The following is a 24,451-nucleotide window of genomic DNA, read 5'->3' on the forward strand; positions in this document are numbered from 1 at the left end:
TGGAGCGGATGACGAGACTCGAACTCGCGACCCTCACCTTGGCAAGGTGATGCGCTACCAACTGCGCTACATCCGCACTCACTGCGCCCAGATGAACTGTGTTGAACTCTGTTCATCTGAACTAGTGCGACTCAAAACTTTAATGTGTCGTCGTGGCCTAAGCCAAATCGCCACCATGTTACTTACATTTGCGGTGGTCACTGTCGCGCGCATGCTTATCGACGGCTCCACCCCACCCTTGAAGGTCCCGCGATTATGGTCTTTTGGCAACCTGGTGTTAATGTATCTCTCGCGCTAAGCACAGCATCGCTTGATCGCTTGCGAGGTCCTATGGCTCAGTGGAAGAGCGTTCCGTTCACACCGGAAAGGTCGCTGGTTCGATCCCAGCTAGGACCACAGTATAGCCCCAGTTCTGGTCTGAACTAGGGTTTCTTTGTGCCGCGACTGCCGCTTTCGCACCCCAGAGTGACGCAGAAGGTTAAGGCAATAAATAAGGCCGAAGGGGGGCGCGGTGCGATTAGCTAGATCCAAACAGCTAGATCGTTCGGATTTGGGCCGAGAAAGCAACGATCTAGTCGTTGAGAACTAGTCAATCGGGAAGCGGCGGGCCGGTCGGTCTAGCGCGGTACTGCAGACTTCGGATTCCCGCGGAAGCACCATGCCGTGGCGACTCCGAAGAGCGCGGCGGCTGTGGCGACAAAGAGAATGACCACCTCGTGCGCGTGGACGTACGCAGGAGAAGCGAGCGGGTTGGTGGTGGGGTTGAACATGGCGTCCATGCCAGCGCTAGCAAGCTCGGGCGGCAGGTTGGACGCGTAGACGGCAGGCAAAATGGAGCCAGTGATGGCGACGGTAATGAGTGTGCCGAACTCGTAAGAGACTTCCTCAACGCCGGCGGCCATGCCGGAGCGCTCCAGCGGGGCAGCACCGATGATGGCGATGGAGGACACCGACATGATAAAGCTCGAGCCCGCACCCAGGATGAGAAAGCCGGCGAGGAAGAGCGGGAAACTGTCCGATTGGGATCCCCACCAGGACATGACGGCGCCGAGGGCGTTGGCGAGAAAGCCGGAGCCAATGATGCTGAGGAACCCGATCCGATCGAGCAGCGCCCCGCCTGCAATGGAAAACGGGAATGCCACCAGTGCGACTGCGGCGATGGAGAGGCCGGTGTGGAAGGGGGAGAAGCCGTCGACAAGCTGAAGGCGTTGGGTGGACGTCATTTCCATGCCGATGAGAACGAACATGCCGCCCGTCGCTGCGAGGACGCCGCCGGCGAAGATGCGGCTGCGGAAGATGTCGAAGGTGAGAAGGGGGTCGTCGAGACGCTTCTGCCGCTGATGGAAAGCGACAGCTCCAACGACTGTTGCGATCACAGCACCGATGAGAAGCGCGTTTCCGGACCCGGTGCGGGTGGCTTCCTTGATGGTCATGGTCAGGCCCGACAACGCCAACAGGGCGTAGGCCGAGCTGATGAAGTCCCAATGTTTGGCGGGGTTGGCCTTATTCGGCGGGCCGAGGAGGACTGTACCGGCGAGTGCAACGGCGACGATGGGGACATTGATGAGGAAGACGGAGCCCCACCAGAAGAACTCGAGCAGGAGACCGCCGACAAGCGGGCCGGCAGCAGCGCCGATGATTGCTGTCGACGCCCAGATGCCGATGGCGACGTTGCGCTCGTGCTCCTCGATGAAGATCTGGTTGATCAACGCCAGTGTTGCCGGCATCATCGCAGCAGCCCCGGTGCCGAGCACCGCACGCGCCGCGACAAGCGCCCACGCGGAGGGGGCGAATGCGGCAGCGAGCGAGGCGAGACCGAAGATGACTAGGCCGATGAGGAACATTCTTTTGTGGCCGATCTTGTCGCCAAGCGTGCCCGTCCCCAGCAACAGTCCGGTGATGAGAAGGGGATAGGCGTTGATGATCCACAGCGATTCCAGCGGAGTGGCGCCGAGCTGCGCGTTCAGCGCTGGAAGCGCGGTGTACAGGATCGAGTTATCCAGCGCGACCATGACCAAGCCGAGGGAGATGACCGTGAAAAACGGCCAACTACTTGCGGTGGGGACACGATCGCGGGACACCCGGTTAACCTACCCCGCGAAACCGCGTCGGGTAAGTCGAGCCCCGAACCACCCGGGGCTTGTGGGCGCTTTGTCCAGTTTTACTGCAACAGCAGTTAGCCTGGATATCACCCTGACTGTTCGCAGTTTCGCAGATTCGCAGTTTCGCAGCAGAGACGTTAAGACGCTAAGGAGACTCCCATGGCTGGATTGCGCCGCCGCAGTATGGCGCTCATCGTTGCCGCACCCGCACTCGCATTGGCGGCCACGCCGTTGGCGCACGCTCACGACTCAGTGGTCAGCGCGACACCGGGCATTGAGGAAACGGTGACGGAGTTCCCCGAGGAATTGACGCTCGAGTTTTCCGGGAATCCGAAGCCGGACTTCAACACTTTCGCGCTGTCGCGCATCTCCGACGACGAGGTACTGTTCAGCGGCGAGCCTGAGGTAGACGGCCGCAACGTGAGCATCGATGTGCCGGACGGTCTGAACCCAGAGCCGGGTGACTACCGGATCGGTTTCCAGATCACGTCCTCCGACGGGCACGCGACAAAGGGCATGACCCAGTTCACTTATGCCCCCGACGGAATGCAGGCTGCCCAGGAAACCGAAGACGCGACCGTGCACCAGGAGGACTCTTCTGAAGTGGGGTCTGACGAGACATCGCAGAACTCCGATGAGGTGACCGACGGAGGCTACACCTGGCTGTGGCTGCTCATGGGTGTCCTGCTGCTCGGCGGTGTCGGCATTGCTGCGATGGGCAAGCGCCAACAACATAAGAAAGCGGATAAGCGGATCCGCGACTTGGACTACAACGAAGGAAAAGAAGGCAACCAATACAACCGCTCGGGCCACACCGGGGCCGGCTACACGGCAGGGGAAGGCACCCAGGGAGCCGGCACCGCCGAGCGTGAAACCGACGGAGAAGACGGTGTAGATCCGCGCAACTAGCAGGTCTGTGATCGGCCCGGGGTAAGATCGCACACGCGAAGCACCAAGACCAGTGCCAGCGGCCAGGTATGCCGCCGGTGCGCGAGCGCAAAGGAGCGCTGAAAACAGATATGTCGAGCGGGATGTCCCCAGCCCCAGCCCCAGCTTTCGAGCCTTTCGAGGTTCCTGCCGGTACCCCGGTCGGGGCGGCAATGCGGGAGTTGAACCTACCGAATAAGGGTGAAGACGCCATTGTGGTCGTCCAGGATGAGGAAGGCACTCTCAAGGACCTTTCCCATGTGCCCGAGGAAACTGCCACCTTTATGCCGGTAGCGGCCAACACGGAGCTGGGCCGCAGCGTCATCCGTCACTCCTGCGCGCACGTGCTGGCGCAGGCTGTCCAGGCGGAATTCCCCGACGCGAAGTTGGGTATCGGCCCCGCTATCAATGATGGCTTCTACTACGACTTCGACGTTAAGGAGCCGTTCACTCCTGAGGATCTGAAGACGCTGGAAAAGCGGATGAAGAAGATCATCAAACAGGGCCAGAAGTTCGTCCGTGGTGTCTACGCCTCGACCGAGGAAGCAGCGGAAGACCTGAAGAACGAGCCGTACAAGCTTGAACTGATCCAGGACAAGAGCTCGGTCGATCCGAATTCTGACGAGGCCACTGAAGTTGGTGCCGGTGACCTGACCCACTACGACAACGTCAACCCGCGTACCGACGAGGTCGTCTGGCACGACCTGTGCCGCGGCCCCCACGTGCCCACCACGAAGTACATTCCAGCCTTTGCGTTAACCCGTTCGTCGGCAGCCTACTGGCGCGGCGACCAGTCCAACGCCGGTCTGCAGCGCATCTACGGCACTGCCTGGGAAACCAAGGAGAAGCTCGAAGAGTACCAGCACATGCTGGAGGAGGCGGAGAAGCGCGACCACCGCCGCCTCGGTGCCGAGATGGATCTGTTCTCCTTCCCGGACGAGGTCGGCTCCGGTCTGCCGGTCTTCCACCCGGACGGCGGCATTGTGCGCATGGAGATGGAAAACCACTCCCGCAAGCGCCACCTGGAGGCGGGCTACTCGTTTGTCAACACCCCGCACGTGACCAAGGGTGACCTGTTCCAGCAGTCTGGTCACCTGGACTGGTACGCCGACGGCATGTTCCCGCCAATGCAGCTCGACGGCGAGTGGGATGAGGACGGCAACTGCGTCAAGCAACCGGTGGACTACTACGCCAAGCCGATGAACTGCCCGTTCCACAACCTCATCTTCGACTCCCGCGGGCGGTCCTACCGCGAGCTGCCGCTGCGCCTATTCGAGTTCGGCACCGTCTACCGCTATGAGAAGTCCGGCGTGGTGCACGGCCTGACCCGTGCCCGCGGCTTCACGCAGGACGACGCGCACATCTACTGCACTGAGGACCAGCTGGAGCAAGAGCTGACTGACGTCCTCGGGTTCATCATTTCCCTGCTGCAGGACTACGGCCTGGATGACTTCTACCTGGAGCTTTCGACGAAGGATTCGGAGAAGTACATCGGCGACGACGACATCTGGGAGCGTTCGACGAACATCCTGGAGTCCGTGGCTACCAAGTCGGGCCTAGAGCTGGTGCCGGACCCGGCGGGTGCTGCCTTCTATGGTCCGAAGATTTCGGTGCAGGCGCGCGATGCGATCGGCCGCACCTGGCAGATGTCCACCGTTCAGCTGGACTTCAACCTGCCGGACCGCTTCAACTTGGAGTACACGAGCTCCGATGGCACCAAGCAGCGCCCGGTGATGATTCACCGCGCCCTGTTCGGTTCTATCGAGCGCTTCTTCGGCGTGCTCCTAGAGCACTACGCCGGCGCGTTCCCTGCCTGGTTGGCACCGCGCCAGGTGGTGGGCATCCCGGTGGCAGACGAGTTCGCGCCGCACTTGGATGCCGTCACTGACAAGCTGCGTAAACGCGGCATTCGCGCGAGTGTGGACCACTCGGATGACCGCATGCAGAAGAAGATCCGCAACCACACCACCGGCAAGGTGCCGTTCATGCTGCTCGCCGGCGCGCGCGATGTGGAGGCGGACGCGGTGAGCTTCCGTTTCCTCGACGGCAGCCAGGTCAACGGTGTGCCCGTGGATGAGGCGATCGAGCTGATCAGCCAGTGGGTAGACAGCCACAACAATGAGCAGCCGAACGAGGTGTCCATTGAGGCACAGCGACAATAACGGCCAAGCGTACGTCGACCAGGGCGTGGGCGAGCCGGACCGGCTCACGCGCCTGTGGGCACCGTACCGCTCGAACTACATCTCGAAGATCCCCGGCCAGCAGAAGCGACACGAAGACCCCTTCCTAGCTGCGCCGAAGGAATCGGATGAGGATGGGTTGATCATCGCCCGCGGGGAGACGGTGTACGCGCTGCTCAACCTGTACCCGTACAACGCCGGGCACCTCATGGTCGTGCCGTACCGCAAGATTGCGGATCTTGAGGAGCTGACGGAAGAGGAGACGGCGGAGATGGCTGTCTTCGCCAAGTTGGCGGTGCGCACCCTTAAGCGCGTGTCCCAGCCGGAGGCGATCAATGTCGGACTCAACCTGGGCAAGGCCTCCGGCGGTTCGGTCGGCGACCACCTGCACCTCCATGTCGTGCCGCGGTGGGCAGGGGACTCGAATTTCATGACCGTCATCGGCGGCACCAAAGTGTTGCCGCAGTTGCTCAAGGACACGCGCGCACTGCTTGCGGACGCGTGGGCCGAAATCTGCGATGAGGACGCCCGTGCTTAGTGTGCATGGGAGGAAGACGGCGGTGCCGGTGGCTGAGCCCGTCGCAAAGCTTCTTCTGCGCATGGGCCTGAGTCCCAACGCCGTGACGCTGCTGGGAACGTTTGCCGCGATCGCCGTCACCGTCGTGCTCATTCCTGCGGATCAGTTGGTGTGGGCGGCGGTACTCATCGCGTTCTTCTCCGCCTTCGACATGGTCGACGGCACGATGGCGCGTCTGCGCGGAGGCGGTACCGCGTTCGGCGCGACGTTGGACGCGAGTTGCGACAGGCTTACCGACGGCGCACTGTTCGGCGCCATCTGCCTCTGGCTCATCTACGTCGACCAGGCGCACCCAGCGCATATCGTCGTTGCCCTTACTGTCCTCGTGCTCTCGCAAACCATTAGCTACATCAAGGCGCGCGCGGAAGCGGGCGGTTTGAAAGTCGACGGTGGCTTGGTGGAACGCCCCGAGCGGCTCATCGTGTCGCTGGTCGGGCTGTTCTTAGAAGGGCTTGGTGTACCGCACGCGATTGAAATCGCGCTATGGCTGCTCATGGTTGGCTCCGTGTTCACGGTGGTGCAGCGGCTGATCATAGCCTCCCGCGATCCCCGCGCGCAGCAGCGCATTGCCGCGCCCGCCGGCGCTCCGGAGGCAGCCAATGTCTAAGGAGAGCATTGGCGAAAAGCTGCGCGCCGCGGGTTACATCGCCGGGTGGAAACTCGTGCGCCGCATGCCGGATCCTCTGGCAGTCGCGGTGTTCAACGCGGGTGCGGATTACGCTTCCGGCAAGGGCACGGGACCGGAGATGCTGCGCCGCAATCTCACCAGGGTTGTGGGGGCGGAGAATGTGACGCGGGAGTTGGTGCGGGCGTCGATACGCTCCTACGCGCGCTATTGGCGCGAAGCCTTCCGCTTGCCGGCGATCGCGGGGAATGAGGCGCTCATGGCGCGGCTCGACGAAGACGTCACTGGCCGCGAGTACGTCGATGCCACCCTCGCGCGCGGCAAAGGCCTCATTCTCACGCTGCCGCATTCCGGGAACTGGGACATGGCAGGGATGTGGTTCGTGCAGCGCTACGGCGGCTTCACCACCGTCGCAGAAAGGCTCAAGCCCGAAGTGCTTTTCGACGCGTTCGTGGACTACCGGCAGCAACTCGGATTCAACGTTCTCGCCGCCACAGGGGAAAAGGTGCCGCCGTACCAGCAGATGAAAGAGGTGCTGGCTGCCGGCGGGGTGGTGTGCCTCATGGGGGAGCGCGACATGACGCCGCGGGGAGTGCCCGTGTCCTTCTTCGGTGAGCAGGCGACGTTCCCGGCAGGCCCGGCGAAGCTCGCTTTGGAGACCGGCGCCGGGTTGCATGTGGCGCACTCATGGTTCATGGGTACGGACCGTGATCCGCGCTGGGGGCTATCGGGCTCCCCGGAGGTGGAGGTGACCACCGTCGAGGAGACAACGCAGCGCGTGGCGGATCTTTTCGCCGCGAACATCGCCGCCCACCCCCAGGACTGGCATGCGCTGCAGCCGGTCTTCCTTGCTGACAAGAAAACCCGCAAGCCTCGCACGTACGGGGAGTGAGGCCGGAATGCGAATTGGCATGGTGTGCCCGTATTCCTTCGACCACCCCGGCGGGGTGCAGGCGCACATTCTCGACCTCGCAGAGGTGTTCATCAGCCAGGGGCACGAGGTCGCAGTGCTCGGGCCGGGGACGGACCCGTCAGAAGTGCCGGACTACGTGACGCTCGGTGGGGGCACTGTGCCGCTGAGCTACAACGGCTCGGTGGCGCGTATCGCGTTCGGGCCGAAGACCTTCCGGGTCGTCCGGAACTTCCTTCGCGCCGGGGACTTCGACGTCCTTCACCTGCATGAGCCGAACGCCCCCAGCTACTCCCTCGCCGCGCTCATCGTGGCACGCGGCCCGGTGGTGGCGACGTATCACGCGTCGGCGGTGTCATCGACCTTATTGAAACTCGCCAGGCCGTTCCTGCGGCCCGCACTGGAGAAAATTGACGCGGGGATTTCCGTCAGCGAGATGTCCCGCCGTTGGCAAGTGGAGCAGCTTGGTGGGGACCCGTTGCTCATCCCCAACGGGGTGGAGAGCGCACGGTTCCGTGACGCGCAGCGGCACAGTGACAGCGGCCCAGTGAACATTGTCTTTCTTGGGCGTCTCGACGAACCCCGCAAAGGGCTGGACGTTTTCCTCGATGCGGTTGCGAGGTTGCGGGCCATGGTGAACTGCGACTTCCGCGTCACCGTCGTCGGGGGAGGCACCCACCGCGAGGTTCCCGGTGTCGACTTCGCTGGACGGGTCACCGAGGAGGAGAAAGCGCAGATCCTCGGGGAGGCGGACATCTATGTCGCACCGAACACCGGTGGGGAGTCCTTCGGCATCGTCCTCGTGGAAGCAATGGCTGCAGGGTGTGCTGTTGTTGCCAGCGACATTGAAGCTTTCGCCGCCGTTTGCGACACAGAATCTGACACCCCAGCCGGCCTTCTCTTCCCGGTGGGGGACTCTGACGCTCTTGCCGCCACCCTTGCCGGACTCATCCAAGACCCATCGGCGCGCGCACAGCTGGCCCGCGCCGGGCAGGCCCGCGCTCTTCGCTACGACTGGGGTGTCGTCTCCCGCGAGGTGATGGAAGTGTATGAGACCGTGATGGGAGGGCAATCGTGGAACTAGTGATCGCGGTTGTGTGCGTGATTGTTGCTGTCGTAGCGATTGTGTCCCTGTGGGCAGTGCTCACGGCCCGCCGTCTCGACCGGCTCCACATCCGTCTCGACCGCGCGCATGACGGCTTAGGGGCAGCTCTGGACCGCCGCATGGCGGTTGTCGCCGCCCTGTGCCCGCCGCTTGCGCCTGCAGCCCGGGAGGCGGAGAGCATCGGGTTTGCCCCAGCACAGTTTCATGACCGGCTTCTGGCGGAAAGGCGCGTGCTCGACCAGCTACCCACCCTGTCGTCCCGGGTGCAGGCAGCGGAACTCGCGCGCGCCGACGAACGCGTGGGTTTAGCGCTGCGCTTGTACAACGATGCTGTGTCAGCGGCGCGCGCCGTGCGTCTCAAACCGGGGGTGAGAGCGCTGCGGTTGGCCGGTACAGCACCAATGCCGGAATTTTGCCCGCAGCCTCCGGGAGAGGTTCACTCGGGCTAAGGTGTTTGTTCATGGACTTCGTAGTACCCACCATTGATGAGATCCTGAATCTGGAGCAGCTGGACTCCGACATCTTCCGCGGCACGGGCGTGTTCACCGGTCTGCAGCGCACCTACGGTGGACAGGTCGCCGCGCAGTGCTTGTCCGCTGCTACGAAAACAGTGGAGGACGACAAGATCGTTCATTCCCTGCATGGGTACTTTGTCCGCCCCGGCCAGTCTGACAAGGACACCATCTTCGTTGTTGAGCGTGTGCGTGACGGCCGCAGCTTTGCCACCCGTGTTGTGCGCGCAATCCAGGACGGCAAGGCCATCTTCCACATGGAGGCCAGCTTCCACGTCACCGACAATGACGGCATTGAGCACTCCGACACGATGCGCACCGTCCCGGAACCGGAGAACGTGGTTCCGTTGGAGCAGGTGGACGGCCCGCTGAAATTCTTCAAGCTGTGGGCGAAGGACTGGGACGTGCGCATCGTGCCCGAGGATGAGTTCGACCACAACAAGTACACGCCCAGCCAGCAAGTCGTGTGGTTCCGCTCCAAGAAGGAGCTTCCCGACGACCAAACATTCCACATCTGCACCCTGGCCTATATGTCGGACCTGACGTTGTTGCACTCCGCGCTGGTGCCGCACCGTGATGCGCATGTGCAAATGGCGTCGCTGGATCACGCGATGTGGTTTCTGCGTCCCTTCCGCGCGGACGAGTGGATGCTCTACGACCAAGTCTCACCGTCAGCGCACGTTGGCCGCGCGTTGACCCAGGGCCGCATCTTCGACCGGGAAGGCAACCTGGTGGCCATGGTTGTGCAAGAAGGGCTCACGCGGACACTGGAGGAAGGCAAACCGGCCTTCAAGTAAGTGGCTGTGGCACCCCTCCGTATACTGAACAGCCGACACTTCATCACCGCGTAGAGGGGAGAGGCACATGGCAGGCCACTCAAAGTGGGCAACCACGAAGCACAAGAAAGCGGCTAACGACGCGAAGCGCTCCAAGCTGTGGGCGAAGCTGATCAAGGACATTGAGGTCGCGGCACGCACTGGCGGTGGTGACCCGGCGGGCAACCCGACCTTGGACGACATGATCAAGAAGGCCAAGAAGGCCTCCGTTCCCGGTGACAACATTGAGCGTGCACGCAAGCGCGGTTCCGGCGAAGAAGCTGGCGGTTCCGACTGGGAAGACATCACGTACGAGGGCTACGGGCCCAACGGCGTGGCCATGTTGATTCAGTGCCTGACGGACAACCGCAACCGTGCAGCTACTGAGGTCCGCACCGCCATGACCAAGAACGGCGGCAACCTGGGAGAGTCCGGTTCTGTGGCCTACATGTTCGCCCGCAAAGGCGTGAACACCGTGGCCAAGGGCGAGCTGACTGAGGACGATGTCCTTCTGGCAGTGCTTGAGGCTGGTGCCGAGGAAGTCAACGACCTGGGTGAGTCTTTCGAGGTCGTCTCCGAGGCATCTGACCTGCACGCCGTGCGCGACGCACTGCAGGAAGCTGGAATTGAGGTCGAGGAGACCGAGCAGGACTTCCGCTCTTCAGTCGAGGTCGATCTGGATCTCGATGGCGCGAAGAAGCTGGAGAAGCTTATCGACGCGTTGGACGACTCCGACGATGTCCAGAACGTCTACACCAACATGACGCTTTCCGACGAGGTGGCGCAAGCTCTGGCCGCAGAGTAAGCAGAGTACGTCGGTCCCCGGTTGTGTCCACACCGTGTGGTAGAACAAATGTGTGACTCCGAAGGTCGGGGTGGACAAGGGGAGCGATGAACCTCGAAGGCCTGCGTGTGATGGGCATTGACCCGGGCTTGACCCGGTGCGGCCTGTCTGTCATTCAGGCTGGGAAGGGACGCCAGGTCATTCCTGTGGCGGTGGGTGTTGTGCGCACCCCCTCCGATGCTGAACTGGCGCACCGTCTGCTGCGTCTGTCGCAGGCGGTGGAAGAGTGGATCGACGACTACCAGCCGGACGTGATCGCCATGGAGCGCATTTTCGAACGCGGCAACGTCTCCACAGTCATGCATACCGCCCATGCGGTGGGCGTGATGGTGCTGGCGGCGGCGAAGCGCGACATCCCCGTGCACATGTACACCCCGTCCGAGGTCAAGAAAGCGGTCTCGGGCAACGGGCGCGCGGACAAAAAGCAGATGACGTCCATGATCACCCGCATCCTCGGGCTGGGCGCGCCACCGAAACCAGCTGACGCCGCTGACGCGCTGGCAATCGCTGTATGCCATTGCTGGCGCGCCCCGTTGCTCGCGCGCGGCAACGCCGCAGCGTTGGCTTTGAACTCCACCACAGGAAAGGCGTAGTGAACCCATGATCGATTCGCTCAACGGCGAGGTCATCTCCATCGGCTTGGACCACGCGGTCATCGAATGCGCTGGGGTGGGGTACCGTTTCCTGGCCCCGCCGCCGACGCTGGCCCGTCTGGTCCGCGGGGAGACAACCCGTGTGCTGACCACTTTGGTGGTCCGCGAAGACGATATGACGCTCTACGGGTTCACTGACGATGACGCGCGCAGCATGTTTCATCGACTCACCGCAGTCTCGGGGCTCGGACCCAAACTGGCCATCGCCGCTTTGTCTGTCTTCACCCCAGGTGAGTTGGCCGCCCACATCACTTCCGGGGACGCGAAGACGATCCAGTCGATTCCGGGTGTGGGCAAGAAGATGGCTGACCGCATGGTGCTCGAGCTCAAGGACAAGCTCCAGGGGCTCTACCCGGGGGCAGCCCAATCGGAGGCGCCGGAGGCCGCTGGGGAGGTGCCGCCGATAAGCGGAAGCTCGTTCGCGACGGAGCAGGTCGTGGAAGCTCTCGTCGGACTGGGCTTCCCGGAGAAGAGCGCGCGGGCTGCTGTCGATGCTGTCGCGGCAGAGAACGACGGTGCTGAATCTTCTGTCTTGCTGCGCGCTGCGCTGAACAGATTGGGGAAGAAGTAAATGTCGGATGTGGAAAAGACTGAGTTCGAACTTCCGCCGGAGCTCGCGCGCCAGGTCAATTCGCCTATCGACGCCACTGAGCACACCGAGGAACGCGACTTCGAGAAAGCACTGCGCCCGAAGTCGATTGATGAGTTCATCGGTCAGCCGAAAGTCCGCCAGCAGCTCGGTCTCGTGCTCGAAGGCGCGAAGAAGCGCAATGTCGTTCCCGACCACATTCTGCTGTCCGGCCCGCCCGGCCTGGGTAAAACGACGATGGCGATGATTGTTGCGCAGGAGCTGGGGACGTCGCTACGCATGACATCTGGTCCCGCACTGGAGCGTGCGGGCGATCTGGCGGCAATGCTATCGAACCTCATGGAAGGCGACGTGCTCTTCATCGACGAGATTCACCGCATCGCTCGGCCCGCCGAAGAAATGCTATACATGGCAATGGAGGATTTCCGCATTGACGTCATCGTCGGCAAGGGCCCAGGCGCGACATCGATCCCGTTGGATATCCCGCCATTTACTCTCGTGGGTGCCACCACGCGCGCCGGCATGCTCACTGGGCCGCTGCGCGACCGCTTCGGGTTCACTGCGCAAATGGAGTTCTACGACGTAGAGGACTTGACTCGAGTGATTACACGCGCGGCATCGATCCTCGGGGTGGACATTGACGGCGACGCAGCGGTGGAGATCGGCTCGCGTTCGCGCGGCACTCCCCGTATTGCCAACCGTCTTTTGCGCCGCGTGCGCGACTGGGCTGAGGTCAACGGCGATGGCCGCGTCACGGTCGAGGCGGCCCAACAAGCTCTTGAGGTTTTCGACGTCGATGAGCTAGGACTCGATCGCCTTGACCGGGCCGTGCTGGAGACTTTGATCAAGTCCCATGGGGGTGGCCCGGTGGGCGTGTCCACGTTGGCGATTGCGGTCGGGGAGGAGCCGTCGACAGTTGAAGAGGTCTGCGAACCGTACCTTGTTCGCGCTGGGTTAATGGCGCGCACAGGACGTGGGCGTGTGGCTACTGCCTCGGCCTGGCACCACCTTGGAATGACACCGCCGCCGGAAGCGCCGGGACAGCTCCATTTGTACTGACTGAGCTATGCCACAATGAGGAGCCATGGATTTAATTCTTCTGCTTCTTGTTTTCGCCCTGTTCGCGCTGCCCATGATTGTGATGACGCGGGTGAACCGCAAACGCATCGCTGAGGCCAAACAACTGCAGGCGTCTGCGAAGCCGGGCGATCGCATCCTCACTGTCTCCGGTTTCTACGGAGAGATTGTCGGCGGCACCGAGCAAACTGTGGAAGTGGAACTCGCCCCGGGCGCTGTCGTGACCATGGACCGCGCCGGTGTGATGAAGATTATCGACGATGAAACAGTGCAGCCGGGCGCTGAGAATGCCGGTAGTGCTGACGGTTTTAGTGCTGACGATGGTGAGCACCCCGAGGGCTACGTGGACCCGGAGCAGGATCCGCGCCCGTAGCACCCGGCCGGAACCGGCTTATTCAAATCCGGGTCCATGCCGTACGATCACCTTTTGAAGATTTTTCCCCGCCATGCCCCGGGGCCGACCATGGCTTGCGGAGCACGGCGGGGTTGACGCAGCAGGTTATGAGGAGAGCACGTACGTGACTTCGAAGACTTCCAAGAAACGATCCTCCCGCGAGGGGGGATCGAAACGGGCGTGGCCGGCACGTGCGCTGGCGCTGTTCGCGCTCATTGTCGTGGCTACCTACGCCCTAGTGTTCTTCACTGGGGATAGGACGGCTTCTCCGAAGCTGGGTATCGACCTGCAGGGAGGTACCCGTGTCACACTGGTGCCTCAGGGCGAGCAACCCACGCAGGAGCAGCTCGATCAGGCCCGCACCATTTTGGAGAACCGCGTCAACGGTATGGGCGTGTCCGACGCATCTGTTGTCGTCGACGGCAACACCTTGGTGATCACGGTCGCTGGTGAGGACACCTCCGAAGTACGCAACATCGGCCAAACCTCCCAGCTGCTGTTCCGTCCGGTCGGCCAGCAAAGCCCGATGATCGATCAGGAAGCGTTCCCGGACGTTTTCGGTGAGATGGCCAACCGCTGGGTCGAATACCGCGTACTCACCCCGGAGGAGGCGGAGACTACCGTCAAGCAGTTCGCTGACGGCATGAACCAGCAGATCGAGGCCATGAAGAGGGCTCAAGAAGAGCAGGGCGAAGAGGTCCCGGAAGGGATGGAACTGCCAGAGCCGATCGAGGCCCCGGAGATCACCGCTCAGCCGAAGCCGGAACCGGACAACACCCTCGAGGCGTCTGACTTCCGCCAGGAGACTACGGAGATGCTTCGCGAGGACCGTCAGTCTGATGACCCGACGAAGCTGCAGGCCGCCACCATCCTCATGCAGGCTCTGTGCACGCCGAAGGGCGAAGATGGCACTGTCCCGGCCGATCCGCTGGCGGGTACCGACGATCCGACCAAGCCCCTGGTGGCCTGCGATTCCAGCGGCGGCCAACCGATGCTGCTCGAGGCCGTGCCGCTGCTGCAGGGCGTGGAGGATCCCGAGGGGCCGCGCCTGACCGGTAGCGAGATTGACACCAACCGTCCGATCACGGGCGGGTTCAACCCGCAGACGGGCCAGATGGAGATTAACTTCGCTTTCAAGCAGGACGGCGAGTTCAACGGTTCCTCCACCTGGGCTGAGCTGACTGGTGCCATGGTGGGCCAACAGGTCGCCATCACGCTGGACTCGCAGGTCATCTCCGCACCGCAGATTCAGTCGCCCACTCCGGTCGGTTCCGCGACCTCCATCACCGGGCAGTTCACCGAGGAGGAAGCTGAAACACTGGCGAACAACCTGCGCTACGGTGCATTGCCGCTGTCGTTTGCCGGTGAGAACGGCGAACCGGGTGGAACTGCAATGACGGTTCCGCCGTCACTGGGTGTCGCCTCCCTCAACGCAGGCATCATCGCAGGTCTCGTCGGCCTGTTGCTCGTGGCCGCCTACGTTTTCTACTACTACCGACTGTTCGGTGTGATCTCACTGTTCACCCTATTCGCCGCTGGCGCCTTGGTGTACGGCGCCCTCGTGCTGCTGGGACGCTGGATCGGCTACACGCTCGACCTGTCGGGTGTGGCCGGTTTGGTCATCGGTATCGGTACCACCGCCGACTCCTTCGTGGTCCTCTACGAACGCATTAAGGATGAGGTCCGCCGCGGGAGAACCTTGCGCTCTGCAACCCTCAATGGTTGGGATCGTGCAAAGGACACCATTGTCACCGGTAACATCGTCACGCTCATTGGTGCCGTGGTGATTTACATCCTCGCTGTCGGTGAGGTCAAGGGATTCGCCTTCACCATGGGTCTGACCACGATCTTCGACCTGTTGGTGACCTTCCTGGTCACTGCACCGCTAATGATTCTCGCGTCCCGCAACCCGTTCTGGGCCAAGCCGTCCGTCAACGGTATGGGCAAGGCGTTCGAGGCAGCGAAATCCAAGAATGCTAACCCGAGGAAGTCCGTGCGCCGGGCAAAGCAGCCGGCGCTCGTCGGCGCTGGTGCTCCGGTTACCGCAGGGGTCAACGAGGACCTGGAAGACAGCGATCTCAAGATCGTCGAAACATCCCAGGACACGACCGGAGTCCCGGTCAGCGACTCTGATCCCAGTACCGCACCGGACTCCATCCGCACCGATGCTACGCGCGGCAGCACGCGCTTCACCGCCGGCAACGAAGAGGAGAAGTAACCATGACTACCTCCGTCAACGCTCACGACAACGGAGCTACTACCTCCGACTCTGCTGCCACGGCGGCAAAGACCACGCAGACGAAGCAGACCACGGCCACCAAGGGTGTGGAGCGCCTGTATGAGGGCTCTGGTGCGATCGACTTCGTCGGCCGTTCGAAGCTGTGGTACCTGATCACCGTCGCGCTGCTGGTCATTTCGATCGCGGCCATGCTCATTCGCGGCTTCAACCTGGGCATCGACTTCGAGGGCGGCACCAAGATGACGATGCCGGCCGGCGATCTTGTGGCTGAGGAAGTGGAGGAGACCTTCGTCGATGCCACGGGTGTCACCCCGGAGCTGACCCAGATCGTCGGTGCCGGTGACGCGCGCTCGCTGGAAATCAACTCGGAGCACCTTACTCAGGAGCAGATCGACGCTGCCCGCCTGGCCATCTACGAGCAGCACCAGCCGAAGGATGCTGCCGGCGAAGCGACCCCCGACGCCATCGGCGACTCGACTGTCTCCGAATCCTGGGGTTCCACGATCACCCAGCGCATGATCCTGTCGATGGTGATCTTCCTCATCGCCGCCGCCGCGTACGTGGCCATCCGTCTGCAGCGCAATATGGCGATCGCGGCCATGCTCGCCCTGCTTATCGACGGCATCATCATCATGGGCATCTACTCGCTCTTCGGCCTGGAAGTCACCCCGGCGATGATCATCGGTCTGCTGACCGTGCTGACCTTCTCGATCTACGACACCGTCATTGTCTTTGACAAGGTCAAGGAGAACACGGCAGGCGTCTTGGACTCGCGCAGGTCGACGTATGCGGAGGAAGCGAACCTGGCAGTCAATCAGACTGTCATGCGTTCTATCTCCACCTCTGTCATCTCGGCGCTGCCGATCATCGCCCTGATGGTTGTCGCCGTGTGGATGCTCGGTGTGGGCACCCTGCAAGACTTGGCGCTCATTCAGCTCATCGGCGTTGTGGAGGGCATTTTCTCCTCCCTGTTCCTGGCTACTCCGCTGCTGGTCAGCCTGACCAACATGCAGAGCAAGTACAAGCAGCACAACCAGGCTGTGGCTGACTACCGTGCCGGCAAGAACGGTGCGGAAGACGGCGACGCTGACGACGCTGATGTTGCTGGTGGAAAGTCCAAGCGCACGGTGACCTCTCCGGTGACGTCGGCTTCCTACAATGAGGTCGAGACGGATGCGGCACGCACAACCACCACGACGTGGAGGCCGAGCCAGCGCTAGTGTGCTGGTTTGTAGCCTAAGCTCAAACGCTATCGAGACAATGTCCGGAAGGAAGGGGAACTACCCGTGAGGTGGAACCGTGGAAAGCAGGTCGCGGCTATACTTGCCGTGTCAGCGATGGTGTTGAGCGGGTGCAGTGAATCTGAGAAGGACTCCTCCGGCGCTGATGCTCTTGACTCCTTCGGCTACCAGCTGTCGGACCCGCTGGTGACCACCAATGCCGGGTCAAACGTCGGTGATTCCCTGAAGATGCAGCGCTTGTCTGGCCGCGTGTTTCCCGGAGTCTTCGTTCCCGGGCCGTCCGGTCAACGCATCCCGAACACCGACCTGATGGAAACGCAGGTTCTCCCCGGCCCGCAGCGCCAAGTCGTGTACACCCTGTCCGATCAGGCTGTGTTCTCAGACGGTGAGCCGGTGACGTGCGACGACTACACCCTTGCGTACACGGCTGGTGCCAACCCGCAGATTTTCTCCTCCCACATGCCGCAGATGCAGCAGGTGGAAAGTGTTGAGTGCAAGCCGGGCTCGAAAGAATTCACGGTCGTGTTCGAGGAAGGCAAGGGTGGACGCTGGCGCGAACTCTTTGGCGCCGGAACGGTGCTGCCGGCGCACGCGATCGCGCGCAAGCTGGGGATGAGCAAAGCCGAACTGACTACCGCGCTGCAAGACATGAATGACGACGTCCTCGCAAGGACGGCGGATGTGTGGCGCTACGGCTTCACCATGGCTGGGTTCGATCCAGAGCTGCAGGTGTCCTTCGGCCCGTACTCGATTGAGAGCGTGGGCGAGGGCGGTGAGGTCACCTTAGTCCCCAACGAGAACTACTACGGGGACGCACCGGAGATGGACCGCATCGTTGTCTGGCCGCCGTCGAAGGATTCGACAGAGTTGCAGAACGTCGGCGCTCTCATGGTCGCTGACCTCAATGACCACAACCCGGAGTGGTTCCACGCTGAGCCGCTGCCCGATGAGGGGGCGCACGCCGACGACGCGGTGGCCGGTGACAACCCCAACGACACTGAGCCAGCAAACGAGGATCAGTCCGTGGAGGACAGTGACGCTCCGGAAAGCCACCAGGAGCTGCAGACCGTGATCGGGGAGATGACGGACACGCTCGTGTTCGCCGACGCAGGCCCGTGGGCGACCAAGGAGAACCGTCAGGCGTTGTCGAAGTGCATTGATAATAGGGCGGTGGCGGAAGCGTCGTCACGCGTTGCCGGGATTGAAGTTCCCGTCTCGCCGGTGCACGTGCTCAACCACAACGATCCTTTGGCGCGCCGCCTGGGCGACATTGCGAACCGGCACATAGAGCAGAACATCGAGGAAGCGCAATCTGCATCGGGCCTCGAGCTGCGCGTGGGGTACGCGACGCCGAGCCCGCGCATGCAAGCCATGGTGGAAGAGATGCGGAAAGCGTGTGAACCCGCCGGCATCACTGTCACCGACGTGACGGGCCCCGGGAAAACCCGCGCCGACCTGATGAAGCTTGAGCCGGCATGGAATGACCGCGCTGAGTCCGAGCCGATTGACGCGTTCCTTGGTGCCGTCGACCCGATGAGCGAGTATGACACCTCCAATGCTCGCTCCGAAGAGCTGAGCGGCCTGCGCTCGGAAGAGGAGCGCCTCTGGGACGAGGTCCCGTCGATTCCGCTGTCGGCGCAGCCGCGGACGTTCATTGTGAACAAGAACATCCAGAACGTCGTGGTCTACACTGGCCCTGTCGGGATTGGCTGGAACATGGACCGCTGGCTGGTCCCCGGTTCGGAATCCTGAACCCCCGCCTAGCCGTATTGAGCCCGCGCAAAACACGTAAGGACGCTGTCGCACCGTGAATACCCCTGCCAACAACCCTGAAGAAGCCCTCGCTAACGAGCACGGCAGTAAGCCGAAGTACGGCAGCGCGCGCGAGGCGCTGGCTGACAAGATGCGCTACGTGCAGGACTTTCCCGAAGAGGGAGTGTTGTTCGAGGATTTGACGCCGGTGCTCGCAGACGGCGACGCGCTGCACATCGTCATTGAAGAGATGGCCCAGGCGTCCCAGAACCTCGGTGCCGACATGATTGGCGGTCTGGACGCCCGCGGCTTCCTGCTCGGCTCCGCAGTCGCCTATGAGATGGGGTTGGGCATCTTGGCGATCCGCAAGAAGGGGAAGCTGCCCCCGCCTGTGATCAGCGAAGAGTACTCGCTCGAGTACGGCGAAGCAGCGCTGGAGATTCCGGCGGAGGGCATGAATGTCGAGGGCAAGCGCATTGTGCTTGTCGACGATGTTTTGGCCACTGGTGGCACCCTCGTCGCCGCCCGCCACTTGATTGAGCGTGCTGGCGGCACCGTCGCCGGATGCGTGGTCGTGCTCGAGGTGTCCGGTTTGGGCGGACGTGAGCGCTTGGGCGATGTTCCGCTCGTGGTCATTAACAGCGGTGAGCCGGAGGCAGCCTAGAATGTCCGTATGACGTCGACCGACAAGCCCCAACGCCGATCGGGCGCGTCCATGCGCAGTGTTTCCGCCCGCCTCGCGCGGTCGCTGACCGGTGGACGCCCGAAGACGAACCCGGTGTTGGAGCCGCTGTTCGCGATTCACAAGAAGTACCACCCGAAGGCCGACGCCGAGGTTCTCACCCGCGCTTACGACACTGCAGAACGCCTGCATGAAGGCGTGTCGCGCAAATCCGGTGACCCGTATATCACCCACCCGCTTGCAGTGGCCACGATCTGCGCGGAGATCGGTATGGACACCACCACCGTTGTCGCCGCTCTGCTGCACGACACGGTGGAGGACACCGACTACTCGCTCGCGGATCTCACGGAAGACTTCGGGCCTGAGGTCGCGCGGCTTGTCGACGGTGTGACCAAGCTCGACAAAGTCGCCTTCGGCTCCGCCGCTGAGGCCGAGACAGTCCGCAAGATGGTCGTGGCCATGGCGCATGACCCGCGCGTGCTGGTGATCAAGGTGGCCGACCGCCTGCACAACATGCGGACGATGCGCTTCCTGCCGCCGGAGAAGCAGCAGAAGAAGGCCCGCGAAACCTTGGAAGTCATCGCGCCGCTGGCGCATCGCCTGGGAATGGCAACGGTCAAGTGGGAGCTAGAGGACCTGGCTTTCGCCATCTTGTACCCGAAGAAGTACGAGGAGATCGTACGCCTTGTCGCCGAGCGCGCCCCCTCGCGCGACCGGGCCCTGAAGGAGATCACCGCGGAGATTCAGACCGAGCTGAAATCCAACGGTGTCAGGGCCGACGTCATGGGCCGTCCGAAGCACTACTGGTCGATTTACCAGAAGATGGTGGTGCGCGGCCGCGACTTCAACGAGATCTTCGACCTGGTGGGCATCCGGATCTTGGTGGACAACGTCAGCGACTGCTATGCGGCGATCGGCGTGGTCCACTCCATGTACTCGGCGATGCCGGGACGGTTCAAGGACTACATCTCCAACCCGCGCTTTGGCGTGTACCAGTCGCTGCACACCACGGTGATGAACGATTCGGGCCGTCCCCTGGAGATCCAGGTGCGCACGCACGAGATGCACTATAACGCCGAGTTCGGCGTGGCCGCGCACTGGCGCTACAAAGAGACGAAGGGCTCGCACAAGGGCGACCAGGCCGAGCTGGACCAGATGACCTGGATGCGCCAGTTGCTCGACTGGCAAAAGGAAGCGGCCGACCCGAACGAGTTCCTCGATTCGCTGCGCTATGACCTGACGTCCGCCCAGATCTTTTGCTTCACTCCGAAGGGTGACGTGATCAACCTGCCATCGGGTTCTACTCCGGTGGACTTCGCCTACGCCGTCCATACGGAGGTCGGCCACCGCTGCATCGGGGCGAAGGTCAACGGCAAACTGGTCGCGCTCGAGTCGACACTGAAGTCAGGCGACCGCGTGGAGGTGTTCACCTCTAAGGACCCCAACGCCGGACCGTCGCGTGACTGGCAGGACTTCGTCGTCTCGCCGCGTGCGCGCAACAAGATCCGCCAGTGGTTTGCCAAGGAGCGCCGCGAGGTGCACCTGGAAGCCGGGCGTGACGCGCTCGCCGCTGAGGTGCAGCGCGGCGGCCTGCCGATGCACCGCTTGTTCACGACCGACTCCATGAACAAGGTGGCCGCTCAGCTGCACCACGACGGCATTGATTCGCTTTACGCGGCGATCGGTGCTGGCCAAGTTTCCGCCAAGCATGTGGTGGGCATGCTCGTTGAAATGTTCGGCGACGAGGATGACGCCGTCGATGCGCTCACCGCGCGCACCCCGATGTCAGAAATGACCAAGGCACCCAGCAGCTCCGACGGGCCCGGCATTCTGGTGCAGGGATCCCCGGATGTCATGGCGAAGCTTGCACGTTGCTGTCAGCCAGTGCCGGGGGACGAGATCTTCGGTTTTGTCACCCGCGGCGGGGGAGTCTCGGTGCACCGCTCCGATTGCACGAACGCCGACAAGCTTCGAGCGGAAGAAGCACGGCTTATCGACGTCGCCTGGGACCGCGGATCCCGCCACGGCGGAGTCTCCCTGGCCACGATGCAGTTGGAGGCGCTGGACAAGCAGGGCTTGCTCGCTGAGCTCACCCGTGTACTCAACGACCAGAAGCTGCCTGTCGTCGCGTTCAACCATCGCTGCGACGACGACCACATCGCCACCGTGCGGTTCACCTTCCAGGTCTCAGACACCAAACAACTGGGCACCCTGATGAACCAGGTGCGCAACATCGAGGGCGTTTTCGACGTCTACCGCGTCACCGCCTAAAGCGCCCCCACCGCAATGAAAAAGACCGCCGGGAAATCCCGGCGGCCGGATGGCCTCATACTAGGCGCCGATCAAGGGTGATGCCCTAGAACTTGATGTCGAAGTTCTTGTCGAGGAACGTGATCAGAGCGCCGACGGCGGTAAGGAGTGCGGTGAACACACCAATCCAAGCAGAGATCTTCTTCGGGTCCCAGTTGCCGTCCTTATCGGAGGAACCCGCCTTAATCTTTTCGCCAACCTCCCCGAGGGAGGAGCTTTCCTTTTCTTCGCCGTTGTCGTCCTTGGTGGAGGAACCGGGCTTAAAGCTGCTGGTGTTGTTGTCGGCAGGCTCCTCAGCGAAAGCCGGAACGGTCATGCCGGAGATAGAAACGGTTGCTGCGGTTGCAGCGGCGAGGAGGCCCTTGCGGATCTTCATGTGAATGCCTTTCAGAAGAAGCTCGTTATGTCGATGGCTACCTTACATATCGGGTATCAGACGGGCAAGGTGGTTCACAGGGAATTCACCACATTTGGACGGATACTGCCCTGGAAGAGTGCGAATCTGTGTTTGACCTCGAAAGTTGCTGGTAGGGCGGTCCATTGTTTGTCCGGCCAGAGAAAAACCAGCTGACGTGGCGATTACCTATGCGCTTGAGGGAATGGTGGATGTTCGCTGTGGGGGAACTGGGAGCGTCGTAAAGCTAAAAGCAAAAGGAAATCCCCCGCCACTGTGATGAAGATCACTGAGCGGGGGAGAGGGTTGGGCGGGTGCTATCCGACCGTTGCGGAGGTGATCCGGACTTCCTCAGCCGGGGCACCGTCGCCCGGGCTCATCATGCCCATCGCCTCTTCTTCATTCTCCGGCTCCTTCACGCCCTTCTCGGCGATCTTGTCCAGAGTCGCCAGGCCTTCCTCGCTGATGGTGCCGAAGTAGGTGTACGCCGGCGGGAGCGGAGAATCCTGGTAGTTGAGGAAGAACTGGGAACCATTCGAGCCCGGTCCGGAGTTGGCCATGGCGATGGTGCCGCGCTCGTAAAGGGAGGTCATGTTCTCGTTCTCGGCTGGGTCATCGACCGGGTACTCATCGGCGAACTTGAAGCCCGGGCCACCGGAACCGGTGCCGGACGGATCACCGCACTGCAGGACGTGAATGCCTTCAGTGGTGATGCGGTGGCAGATGGTGTCGTCGTAGTAGCCCTCTTTCGCCAGGTACTCGATCGCGTTGACCGTGCACGGGGAGACGGAACGGTCCAGCGTCATGCCGATCGGGCCGGCAGACGTGTCCAGGGTGATGTCCACCGTGCCCTGGGTGGAGACGTTCTCCTGCTCCGGCAGGCCCTTGAAGAACTCGTCCGCGCCGTCCTCTTCGTAGGTGCAAGAGACTGTCTCTTCCAACGGCTCGGAGCGTTGGCGGGACAGGGCCACCGGGTCCATCTCCTGCTGCTCCTCGGTCTGCTCCTGTTCCTGCTCCTCGGCCGAGATCTCTTCGTCATCACTGCCCCAGGTTGCGGCCAAGTAGATGCCGCCACCGACAAGCGCAATCACCAGCAGCGACAGGGCCGCAATAGTCCAGGGGCGCTGCTGCTCCTTGCGGTCGCGCGCCTTGATCTCGCGGTCGAGCTCTTTCAGAGCATCCTTACCGCGCTGTGCATTGTTGGTCACGTGAACTCCCTTTAAGTAATGGGCCTAGGTGGTCGAATGCATAAAAAGACTAGTCGGTGGGTGCTTCGCGGGGGTGCGATGGGTCGCGAGTCGAGTGTTCAGCGATCGTGGCGGGATTGCGCGCCCTTATTTACTGTGGGGCGCATGGCTAACGTCACATTCCGCAACGAACCGACCACGACCTCCGGCGAATTGCCCGCAGTGGGCTCCGCAATCCCGTCCTTCGAACTCGTCGGCGGGGACATGGGCACTGTCCGCGACTCCGACTTCGCTGGCAAGAAACTAGTGCTCAACATCTTCCCGTCCCTGGATACTGGCGTGTGCGCTCAGTCCGTGCGCACGTTCAACAAGGTGGCCGCTGATGTCGACGACACCGTGGTGCTGTGCATCTCCAAGGACCTGCCTTTTGCGCAGCAGCGTTTCTGCGCGGCTGAGGGGATCGACAACGTTGTTGCCGCCTCCGCATTCCGCTCCACCTTCGGCGTGGACTACGGCGTGGTCATGCAGGGTTCGCCCATCGAGGGGCTGCTCGCGCGCTCCGTCGTGGTAACCGATGCGGACCACAACGTCGTGCACACCGAACTCGTTGGCGAGATCGCGAACGAGCCCGACTACGACGCAGCCAAGGAAGCGCTGGGCAAGTAATGCAGCTTTCTGGTTTCACTGCTGGGCCATTTCAGACCAATACCTACGTCGTCGTCAGCAAGGCGAATGGTTCGGACCGACCGGCGGCGTTTGTTGTGGATCCCGGGCTCGGCACCGTCGATAAGGTGCGCGAACTTTTGGGGCAGTTCGGTGCACAGCTTGAGTGCGTTGTGCTCACCCACGGTCACATTGATCACACCCGTGAGTGTGCTGAGTTCGACGTGCCCGTCTACATTCACCCCGACGATGAGGTCATGCTCGACCCGAAGTGGGGCGCACCCGGCCAGTTCGCGCAGCTTTTCCGCACCGATGACATGAAGATGCCGGGGGATCTGCGCCATCTTGAGGCTGGCTCCACGATGACGTTCGCTGGGATCGACTTCCGGATCGTTCACGCGCCCGGTCACTCACCGGGGTCGACGATCCTGGTCAACGACGAGGAGAACGTTGCATTGACTGGAGACGTTCTCTTCGCCGGGACGATCGGCCGCACAGATCTACCACTCGGCGACCCGGCTGCAATGAATGGGTCTCTGGCGGGGCCCGTGTGGGACCTCAACGACTCGCTCACCCTTCTGCCCGGCCACGGCGCAGCCACCACAATGGACAAGGAACGTCGGACGAACCCGTTTCTCATCGAGGCACGCTCCGCGCGCTAAGATCGGCCGAC

The 24,451-nt window shown here is 62.4% G+C and carries 23 protein-coding genes and 2 tRNA genes; 21 read left to right on the top strand and 4 right to left on the bottom strand.

Features of this window, described 5'->3' with window-relative positions; genetic code table 11:
• Positions 1 to 76, bottom strand: a tRNA-Gly gene (locus KBX18_RS06440).
• Positions 77 to 324: 248 nt separating this feature from the next.
• On the opposite strand from KBX18_RS06440, the gene KBX18_RS06445 reads away from it, so the two are divergent.
• Positions 325 to 396 (top strand) — tRNA-Val (locus KBX18_RS06445).
• 221 nt (positions 397 to 617) lie between these two features.
• Here the strand turns inward: KBX18_RS06445 and KBX18_RS06450 are convergent.
• Complete coding sequence (locus KBX18_RS06450) at positions 618 to 2,081, bottom strand: MFS transporter (protein WP_255995297.1); 1,464 nt, start codon at positions 2,079 to 2,081, stop codon at positions 618 to 620.
• A gap of 180 nt (positions 2,082 to 2,261) precedes the next feature.
• Between KBX18_RS06450 and KBX18_RS06455 the strand changes: the two genes are divergently transcribed.
• The 18 genes from KBX18_RS06455 (at position 2,262) to KBX18_RS06540 (ending at position 21,495) form a co-directional block, all read left to right on the top strand.
• On the top strand, positions 2,262 to 3,011 hold the full coding sequence (locus tag KBX18_RS06455) for a copper resistance CopC family protein (protein WP_255995298.1): 750 nt from the start codon (positions 2,262 to 2,264) through the stop codon (positions 3,009 to 3,011).
• A gap of 110 nt (positions 3,012 to 3,121) precedes the next feature.
• Entirely contained in the window at positions 3,122 to 5,191 is a 2,070-nt protein-coding gene (thrS, locus tag KBX18_RS06460) for a threonine--tRNA ligase (protein ID WP_255995299.1), read from the top strand.
• Positions 5,148 to 5,747, top strand: coding sequence for an HIT domain-containing protein (locus KBX18_RS06465; RefSeq protein WP_255995300.1), 600 nt, complete (start codon positions 5,148 to 5,150; stop codon positions 5,745 to 5,747). Before thrS ends, KBX18_RS06465 begins: the two co-directional genes overlap by 44 nt.
• Positions 5,740 to 6,393: a phosphatidylinositol phosphate synthase gene (pgsA, locus tag KBX18_RS06470; RefSeq protein WP_255995301.1), complete on the top strand. Its 654-nt coding sequence runs from the start codon at positions 5,740 to 5,742 to the stop codon at positions 6,391 to 6,393. The genes KBX18_RS06465 and pgsA overlap by 8 nt, the downstream gene beginning before the upstream one ends.
• Positions 6,386 to 7,303, top strand: a complete 918-nt coding sequence (locus KBX18_RS06475; RefSeq protein WP_255995302.1) for a phosphatidylinositol mannoside acyltransferase — start codon at positions 6,386 to 6,388, stop codon at positions 7,301 to 7,303. The genes pgsA and KBX18_RS06475 overlap by 8 nt, the downstream gene beginning before the upstream one ends.
• A 7-nt stretch (positions 7,304 to 7,310) precedes the next feature.
• Complete coding sequence (locus KBX18_RS06480; RefSeq protein ID WP_255995303.1) at positions 7,311 to 8,405, top strand: glycosyltransferase family 4 protein; 1,095 nt, start codon at positions 7,311 to 7,313, stop codon at positions 8,403 to 8,405.
• Positions 8,396 to 8,875: a hypothetical protein gene (locus KBX18_RS06485; RefSeq protein WP_255995305.1), complete on the top strand. Its 480-nt coding sequence runs from the start codon at positions 8,396 to 8,398 to the stop codon at positions 8,873 to 8,875. Before KBX18_RS06480 ends, KBX18_RS06485 begins: the two co-directional genes overlap by 10 nt.
• An 11-nt stretch (positions 8,876 to 8,886) precedes the next feature.
• The gene (tesB, locus tag KBX18_RS06490) at positions 8,887 to 9,735 is read left to right on the top strand and encodes an acyl-CoA thioesterase II (RefSeq protein WP_255995306.1); all 849 of its coding nucleotides are present in this window, start codon (positions 8,887 to 8,889) and stop codon (positions 9,733 to 9,735) included.
• 67 nt (positions 9,736 to 9,802) lie between these two features.
• Complete coding sequence (locus KBX18_RS06495) at positions 9,803 to 10,558, top strand: YebC/PmpR family DNA-binding transcriptional regulator (RefSeq protein WP_005289912.1); 756 nt, start codon at positions 9,803 to 9,805, stop codon at positions 10,556 to 10,558.
• A gap of 86 nt (positions 10,559 to 10,644) precedes the next feature.
• Entirely contained in the window at positions 10,645 to 11,190 is a 546-nt protein-coding gene (ruvC, locus tag KBX18_RS06500) for a crossover junction endodeoxyribonuclease RuvC (RefSeq protein WP_005289914.1), read from the top strand.
• A gap of 7 nt (positions 11,191 to 11,197) precedes the next feature.
• On the top strand, positions 11,198 to 11,821 hold the full coding sequence (ruvA, locus tag KBX18_RS06505; RefSeq protein ID WP_005289916.1) for a Holliday junction branch migration protein RuvA: 624 nt from the start codon (positions 11,198 to 11,200) through the stop codon (positions 11,819 to 11,821).
• On the top strand, positions 11,822 to 12,898 hold the full coding sequence (ruvB, locus tag KBX18_RS06510) for a Holliday junction branch migration DNA helicase RuvB (protein ID WP_255995307.1): 1,077 nt from the start codon (positions 11,822 to 11,824) through the stop codon (positions 12,896 to 12,898).
• Between the two features lie 25 nt (positions 12,899 to 12,923).
• The gene (gene yajC / locus KBX18_RS06515) at positions 12,924 to 13,289 is read left to right on the top strand and encodes a preprotein translocase subunit YajC (protein ID WP_255995308.1); all 366 of its coding nucleotides are present in this window, start codon (positions 12,924 to 12,926) and stop codon (positions 13,287 to 13,289) included.
• A gap of 73 nt (positions 13,290 to 13,362) precedes the next feature.
• Complete coding sequence (secD, locus tag KBX18_RS06520) at positions 13,363 to 15,528, top strand: protein translocase subunit SecD (RefSeq protein WP_255995309.1); 2,166 nt, start codon at positions 13,363 to 13,365, stop codon at positions 15,526 to 15,528.
• Positions 15,529 to 15,530: 2 nt separating this feature from the next.
• Positions 15,531 to 16,769 carry a protein translocase subunit SecF gene (gene secF, locus KBX18_RS06525; RefSeq protein WP_005289923.1) on the top strand — a complete coding sequence of 413 codons (1,239 nt, stop codon included), beginning with the start codon at positions 15,531 to 15,533 and terminating at the stop codon, positions 16,767 to 16,769.
• A gap of 117 nt (positions 16,770 to 16,886) precedes the next feature.
• Positions 16,887 to 18,542 (top strand): ABC transporter substrate-binding protein, encoded by a 1,656-nt coding sequence (locus tag KBX18_RS06530; protein WP_255995363.1) that lies wholly within the window; start codon positions 16,887 to 16,889, stop codon positions 18,540 to 18,542.
• Positions 18,543 to 18,597: 55 nt separating this feature from the next.
• Positions 18,598 to 19,206, top strand: coding sequence for an adenine phosphoribosyltransferase (locus KBX18_RS06535; protein ID WP_370687231.1), 609 nt, complete (start codon positions 18,598 to 18,600; stop codon positions 19,204 to 19,206).
• Between the two features lie 9 nt (positions 19,207 to 19,215).
• The gene (locus KBX18_RS06540) at positions 19,216 to 21,495 is read left to right on the top strand and encodes a bifunctional (p)ppGpp synthetase/guanosine-3',5'-bis(diphosphate) 3'-pyrophosphohydrolase (protein WP_255995310.1); all 2,280 of its coding nucleotides are present in this window, start codon (positions 19,216 to 19,218) and stop codon (positions 21,493 to 21,495) included.
• 85 nt (positions 21,496 to 21,580) lie between these two features.
• Here the strand turns inward: KBX18_RS06540 and KBX18_RS06545 are convergent, their stop codons facing one another.
• Together KBX18_RS06545 and KBX18_RS06550 are read right to left on the bottom strand one after the other, a co-directional pair.
• Positions 21,581 to 21,910, bottom strand: a complete 330-nt coding sequence (locus KBX18_RS06545) for a hypothetical protein (RefSeq protein ID WP_255995311.1) — start codon at positions 21,908 to 21,910, stop codon at positions 21,581 to 21,583.
• 335 nt (positions 21,911 to 22,245) lie between these two features.
• Positions 22,246 to 23,136: a peptidylprolyl isomerase gene (locus KBX18_RS06550; RefSeq protein ID WP_255995312.1), complete on the bottom strand. Its 891-nt coding sequence runs from the start codon at positions 23,134 to 23,136 to the stop codon at positions 22,246 to 22,248.
• A gap of 144 nt (positions 23,137 to 23,280) precedes the next feature.
• Between KBX18_RS06550 and tpx the strand changes: the two genes are divergently transcribed.
• The gene (tpx, locus tag KBX18_RS06555) at positions 23,281 to 23,781 is read left to right on the top strand and encodes a thiol peroxidase (protein WP_255995313.1); all 501 of its coding nucleotides are present in this window, start codon (positions 23,281 to 23,283) and stop codon (positions 23,779 to 23,781) included.
• Positions 23,781 to 24,440, top strand: a complete 660-nt coding sequence (locus tag KBX18_RS06560; protein ID WP_255995314.1) for an MBL fold metallo-hydrolase — start codon at positions 23,781 to 23,783, stop codon at positions 24,438 to 24,440. Before tpx ends, KBX18_RS06560 begins: the two co-directional genes overlap by 1 nt.
• Positions 24,441 to 24,451 lie beyond the last annotated feature (11 nt).

Source organism: Corynebacterium sp. CCUG 69979 (assembly GCF_024454095.1).
GTDB classification, from domain to species: domain Bacteria; phylum Actinomycetota; class Actinomycetes; order Mycobacteriales; family Mycobacteriaceae; genus Corynebacterium; species Corynebacterium genitalium.

What these genes read in the sequence shown, in the direction of transcription:
- KBX18_RS06455 (WP_255995298.1), top strand. Translation starts at nt 2,262, where the DNA reads ATGGCTGGATTGCGCCGCCGCAGTATGGCGCTCATCGTTGCCGCACCC.
- thrS (WP_255995299.1), top strand. Translation starts at nt 3,122, where the DNA reads ATGTCGAGCGGGATGTCCCCAGCCCCAGCCCCAGCTTTCGAGCCTTTC.
- KBX18_RS06465 (WP_255995300.1), top strand. Translation starts at nt 5,148, where the DNA reads ATGAGCAGCCGAACGAGGTGTCCATTGAGGCACAGCGACAATAACGGC.
- KBX18_RS06475 (WP_255995302.1), top strand. Translation starts at nt 6,386, where the DNA reads ATGTCTAAGGAGAGCATTGGCGAAAAGCTGCGCGCCGCGGGTTACATC.
- KBX18_RS06480 (WP_255995303.1), top strand. Translation starts at nt 7,311, where the DNA reads ATGCGAATTGGCATGGTGTGCCCGTATTCCTTCGACCACCCCGGCGGG.
- tesB (WP_255995306.1), top strand. Translation starts at nt 8,887, where the DNA reads ATGGACTTCGTAGTACCCACCATTGATGAGATCCTGAATCTGGAGCAG.
- KBX18_RS06495 (WP_005289912.1), top strand. Translation starts at nt 9,803, where the DNA reads ATGGCAGGCCACTCAAAGTGGGCAACCACGAAGCACAAGAAAGCGGCT.
- ruvC (WP_005289914.1), top strand. Translation starts at nt 10,645, where the DNA reads ATGAACCTCGAAGGCCTGCGTGTGATGGGCATTGACCCGGGCTTGACC.
- ruvA (WP_005289916.1), top strand. Translation starts at nt 11,198, where the DNA reads ATGATCGATTCGCTCAACGGCGAGGTCATCTCCATCGGCTTGGACCAC.
- ruvB (WP_255995307.1), top strand. Translation starts at nt 11,822, where the DNA reads ATGTCGGATGTGGAAAAGACTGAGTTCGAACTTCCGCCGGAGCTCGCG.
- yajC (WP_255995308.1), top strand. Translation starts at nt 12,924, where the DNA reads ATGGATTTAATTCTTCTGCTTCTTGTTTTCGCCCTGTTCGCGCTGCCC.
- secD (WP_255995309.1), top strand. Translation starts at nt 13,363, where the DNA reads ATGCCCCGGGGCCGACCATGGCTTGCGGAGCACGGCGGGGTTGACGCA.
- secF (WP_005289923.1), top strand. Translation starts at nt 15,531, where the DNA reads ATGACTACCTCCGTCAACGCTCACGACAACGGAGCTACTACCTCCGAC.
- KBX18_RS06530 (WP_255995363.1), top strand. Translation starts at nt 16,887, where the DNA reads ATGGTGTTGAGCGGGTGCAGTGAATCTGAGAAGGACTCCTCCGGCGCT.
- KBX18_RS06540 (WP_255995310.1), top strand. Translation starts at nt 19,216, where the DNA reads ATGACGTCGACCGACAAGCCCCAACGCCGATCGGGCGCGTCCATGCGC.
- KBX18_RS06545 (WP_255995311.1), bottom strand. Translation starts at nt 21,910, where the DNA reads ATGAAGATCCGCAAGGGCCTCCTCGCCGCTGCAACCGCAGCAACCGTT.
- tpx (WP_255995313.1), top strand. Translation starts at nt 23,281, where the DNA reads ATGGCTAACGTCACATTCCGCAACGAACCGACCACGACCTCCGGCGAA.
- KBX18_RS06560 (WP_255995314.1), top strand. Translation starts at nt 23,781, where the DNA reads ATGCAGCTTTCTGGTTTCACTGCTGGGCCATTTCAGACCAATACCTAC.